This window comes from Streptomyces sp. ID05-39B, assembly GCF_033794725.1.
GTDB lineage: Bacteria > Actinomycetota > Actinomycetes > Streptomycetales > Streptomycetaceae > Streptomyces > Streptomyces bobili.
The window spans coordinates 1-4,096 of sequence record NZ_JARGEF010000407.1; the positions used below are offsets into that span (position 1 = coordinate 1).

Here is a 4,096-nt window from a genome sequence, read left to right on the forward strand (position 1 = left end):
CTCCCGGCCGGACCACGGCCCCCTCACGAGGCCGTCAGCGTGGCGGCCTCGCAGGTGAGGGGGCCGTGGTCCGGCCGGGAGCCGGATGTCACTTCAGGTGCAGCTGCTGACCCGGGTAGATGAGGTCGGCGTCCTGGACGATGTCCTTGTTCAGCTCGAACAGCTTGGCCCAGCCGCCCTTGACGTCGTGCGCCTCGGCGATGGAGCTGAGCGTGTCGCCCTTGACGACCTTGTACTCGCCGTCGCCCTTCTTGACCTTCTTGCCGGTCGGGGTGGTGACCGTCTTCGGGGTCTTGGCGGCCGGGCGCTCGGCGGAGCGGGAGGCGCCCTGCTCGCCGGTGGAGCGCGTGGTGGTCTCCGAGGAGCCACTGGAGGAGTTGCCGGCGGAGGACGAGCCCGTGGAGGCCGAGCCGCCGTTGTACGCGGCGCCGGACAGGCCCACGCCACAGGACGGCCAGGCGCCCTTGCCCTGGCCCGCGAGGACCTTCTCGGCGATCTGGATCTGCTGGGACTTCGAGGCCTTGTCGGCGGTGGAGGCGAACTGCGTGCCGCCGTACGCGGCCCAGGTGGAGGCCGAGAACTGCAGGCCGCCGTAGTAGCCGTTGCCGGTGTTGATGGACCAGTTGCCGCCGGACTCGCACTGGGCGACCGCGTCCCACTCGGAGGCGGTGGCGGCGGAGGCGTTGCCGGCCGCCATCAGCGGGGCGGCTATGGCGACACCGGTGACACCGGCGAGCGCGGCGACACGGGTGGCCTTGGACGGGCGGCGGTGCTTGCCCTTGCCGGAAAACAGCATGGTGGATCCCCTCACCGACGCCTGCGAGGTGAGCTGTCGGGTTCGGGCCGTGTGAGTTGCCCGGCCACTCGCCCTCGGGAGCACTGCTCCCTGGAACGTGTGGCTTCACCCCGAGCCGTTCCGGTCAACCGACCGGTCCGGCACTTACCTTGGGTCCCCCGCTCCTGCCTACGGCGCTTGCGCGACGACTGTTCCCGGACTGCCACTGGCAGGATTCGGCGTTGCGACGGCCGGGGCTCGGGTTGCCGAGCGGTCCTGACGGTAGACACGGGCTCGGCGGAATTTCAAAGACGATCACGCCTTCTGAGACTCATCCCACACTTTCACCAAACCGGACATTCGGCGCGAAGCATGACGTGAACTCCCGCTGCTTTTCCCGTTTTTCCGCCCTATTGGACCGCTGTGTCGAGCGTCTGACCGGCGGCGATGTTGTTCGGGTCGACACCGATGGCGGCCTTGTTCTCGGCGTAGAGCGCACGCCATCCGCCGTCGAGACCAAGGGAGTCGGCGATGGAGGCGAGCGAGTCACCCTCGCGCACGACGTAGGTGTCGGCGGCGTGACGGCCGGAGGAGGCGGTGGTGGTGCCGTCCGGCGCGGGCGCGGGCTCCTCGGCGGTGGTGCCGCGATGGCGGCCGGAGGAGAGGGAGCCGGTGTCGACGAGGCTCCAAGAGCCCGCATCCTGGACCGACTTGTCCGAGTCGTCCACTTCCGGGGTGGCCGTGGGTGTGCTGCCGCCCGGCTCCGAGGCGCTCGCGTCCACATCCTCGGACGTATCGGACACAGAGGAGTTGTCCGGCGTACCGGAGGAAGGGGACGAAGGCGACGGGGACGTCGAGTCCGTGCCTTCCGGGGAGGATTCGGCCGGCGGGTCGGCGGACTCCCCCGTGGGGTCCGAGGACTTCGAGGAGCCGGTGGAACCTGACGACCCCTTGGACAGGTCGGACAATCCGGACGACACGGAGGAGTCGGACGAGTCGTCCGCCACTCCGGTGTCCACGCTGCCCGCGCCGTTGGCCTTGGTGAGTCCTGAGGTCAGCCCGCAGGTGCCCCACGCGCCGATGCCCTGGTCCGCGAGGACCTTCTGGGCCACGGATATCTGCTGGTTGCGGCTGGCCAGGTCGGGGCGCTCGGCGAAGTCGAGGCCGCCGTACGCCTCCCAGTCCTCCTGGCTCAGCGCCAGGCCGCCGTACTCGCCGTTGCCCGTGTCGGCGCTCCAGGAGCCGCCGGACTCGCACTCCGCCACCGTGTCCCACACCGTGCCGTCGGCTGCGCTCGCGCCGGTGGCGCCGAGCAGCGGGATGGCGATCGCGGTGCCGGTCACGCCGGCCGCGACAAGGAGGGCCGGAGCCTGACGGGGGCGCCGGTGACGACCGTTCCCGGAGAGCATGCGAGGGCCTTTCTCGAGACAGCAGTGCCTGCGCGGCGAGTAAAACGGGGGCGCCGCGCTGACAGGTGAAGGTATCGGCAGACGATCACTTGTCACAAGTTAATGCCGCGCAGATCACGTGAAGATCACAGAGTTGAGGATTGGTCACCTTTGCTTCGCCACTTGGTCACATAACGGACGGTCAGCGGACGGCTGCGGCGGGTTCACCGCCGGAAACGGGGGTGAACTCCACCGGCAGCGTGCGCAGTCCGCGCATGATGAGGCCGCCGCGCCACCTCAAGTCGGCCGGGTCCGCGCCGAGTCGCAGATCCGGCAGCCGGGTGAGGAGAGTGGCCAGTGCGGTCTGTCCCTCCAGACGGGCCAGGGGCGCGCCCAGGCAGTAGTGGATGCCGTGGCCGTAGCCGAGGTGCTGGTTGTCGCGGCGGGAGAGGTCCAGCACGTCCGGGTCGGCGAACCGCTCCGGGTCCCGGTCGGCGGCCGCCAGGACGACGAGGACCGGATCGCCGGCGGCGATGTCCTGTCCGCCGACGGTGAGGGACTCGGTGGCGAACCGCCAGGTGGCGAGTTCCACCGGGCCGTCGTAGCGCAGGAGTTCCTCCACACCGGTCGCCAGGAGGCCGCTCTCGCCGGCCGCCAGGGACTCCTGGAGGCGGGCGCGCTGCTCGGGGTGGTTCAGGAGGGCGTAGGTGCCGTTGCCGATCAGGTTCACGGTCGTCTCGAAACCGGCGAACAAAAGGATGAAGGCCATGGCGGCGGCCTCGTTCTCGGTGAGGTGCTCGCCGTGATCGGAGGCGCGGATCAGACCGGAGATGAGGTCCTCGCCGGGCGCCGGTTCGGCGGGCAGCTCCGCGCGCTTGCGGTGGATGAGTTCCAGGAGATAGCCGCGCATCCTCTTCACCGACCGCGCGACCCCGCCGCGCGGGCCGCCACCGTGGCGGATCATCATGCCCGCCCAGTCACGGAAGTCGTCCTGGTCCTCGCGCGGGACGCCGAGCAGGTCGCAGATGGCGTAGATGGGGAGCGGGAAGGCGAAGTCGTGGATGAGGTCGGCGGTGCCCTTCTCCGCGAACCGGTCGATGAGTTCGTCCGTCAGCTCCTGGACGCGGGGCGCGAACTCGGCGACCCTGCGGGGCGTGAACGCCTTGCTGACGAGCCGTCGCAGCCGGGTGTGGTCCGGCGGGTCGATGTTCAGCAGATGCGTCATCAGCTCGGCCTTGCGCTCACCGGGGATCCCCGTCTTGCCCTTGGCGTGCGCGGGCTCGTCGTGATGCGCCGGGTTCTTGCTGAGCCGCGGGTCGGCGAGGGCCTGCTTGGCATCGGCGTACCGGGTGACCAGCCAGGCCTCCACACCGCTGGGCAGCCGGGTGCGGTGCACGGGCGCGTGTTCGCGGAGCCAGGCGTAGGCCGGGTAGGGGTCGGTGGCGAACTCCCAGGTGAACAGGGCAGGCGCGGACGTCTCGGATACGGGCTGGTCGGTCACGCCTCGACGGTATCCGGGATCGGACGGGCGGCCTGCCCGCGTCGGGGATCGGACGGGCGGCCTGCCCGCAGCCCTTGCCCCACGGCCCGTGACTGCGGAGCCCGTGCCGACGGAGCCGTCATGGAGGCCGGGACACCGGGGCGCCGGGACACCGGGGCGCCGGGACACCGGGGCGCCGGAACGCGGGGACACCGGGGCGCCGGGCCGCCGATCGGCGGACACGGGCCGACGATTGGCGGAAAGCGGTCGGCGATCTGCCCGTTCCACGGCGTGTCCCTGGCCCGAATCTGCCAACTGCCGGCCCGGCGCCCCGGGTTCCCCACGCTCCGGCGCCCCGGGGTCCCGGGGCGCCGGCTGTCCGGCCCCCCGGTGTCCCGGCCTCCCAGTAGGCCCCGTCGGCCACGGCTCCCCAGTCACCGGCCGGGGGGAAAG

Annotated in this window: 3 protein-coding genes and 1 riboswitch; all 3 genes read right to left on the reverse strand. The window is 71.2% G+C overall.

Going from position 1 to position 4,096, the window contains the following annotated elements; genetic code table 11:
- Positions 1-88: 88 nt before the first annotated feature.
- The 3 genes from P1P75_RS40125 to P1P75_RS40135 all read right to left on the reverse strand — a co-directional run bounded on the left by P1P75_RS40125 (position 89) and on the right by P1P75_RS40135 (position 3,664).
- A complete protein-coding gene (locus tag P1P75_RS40125; RefSeq protein ID WP_319264646.1) occupies positions 89-796 on the reverse strand; it encodes a transglycosylase family protein in 708 nt (235 codons plus the stop codon).
- Between the two features lie 3 nt (positions 797-799).
- Positions 800-982: riboswitch (cyclic di-AMP (ydaO/yuaA leader) on the reverse strand.
- Between the two features lie 203 nt (positions 983-1,185).
- Positions 1,186-2,184, reverse strand: a complete 999-nt coding sequence (locus P1P75_RS40130; protein WP_319264647.1) for a transglycosylase family protein — start codon at positions 2,182-2,184, stop codon at positions 1,186-1,188.
- Positions 2,185-2,365: 181 nt separating this feature from the next.
- On the reverse strand, positions 2,366-3,664 hold the full coding sequence (locus tag P1P75_RS40135; protein WP_319264648.1) for a cytochrome P450: 1,299 nt from the start codon (positions 3,662-3,664) through the stop codon (positions 2,366-2,368).
- Between the last annotated feature and the right edge of the window lie 432 nt (positions 3,665-4,096).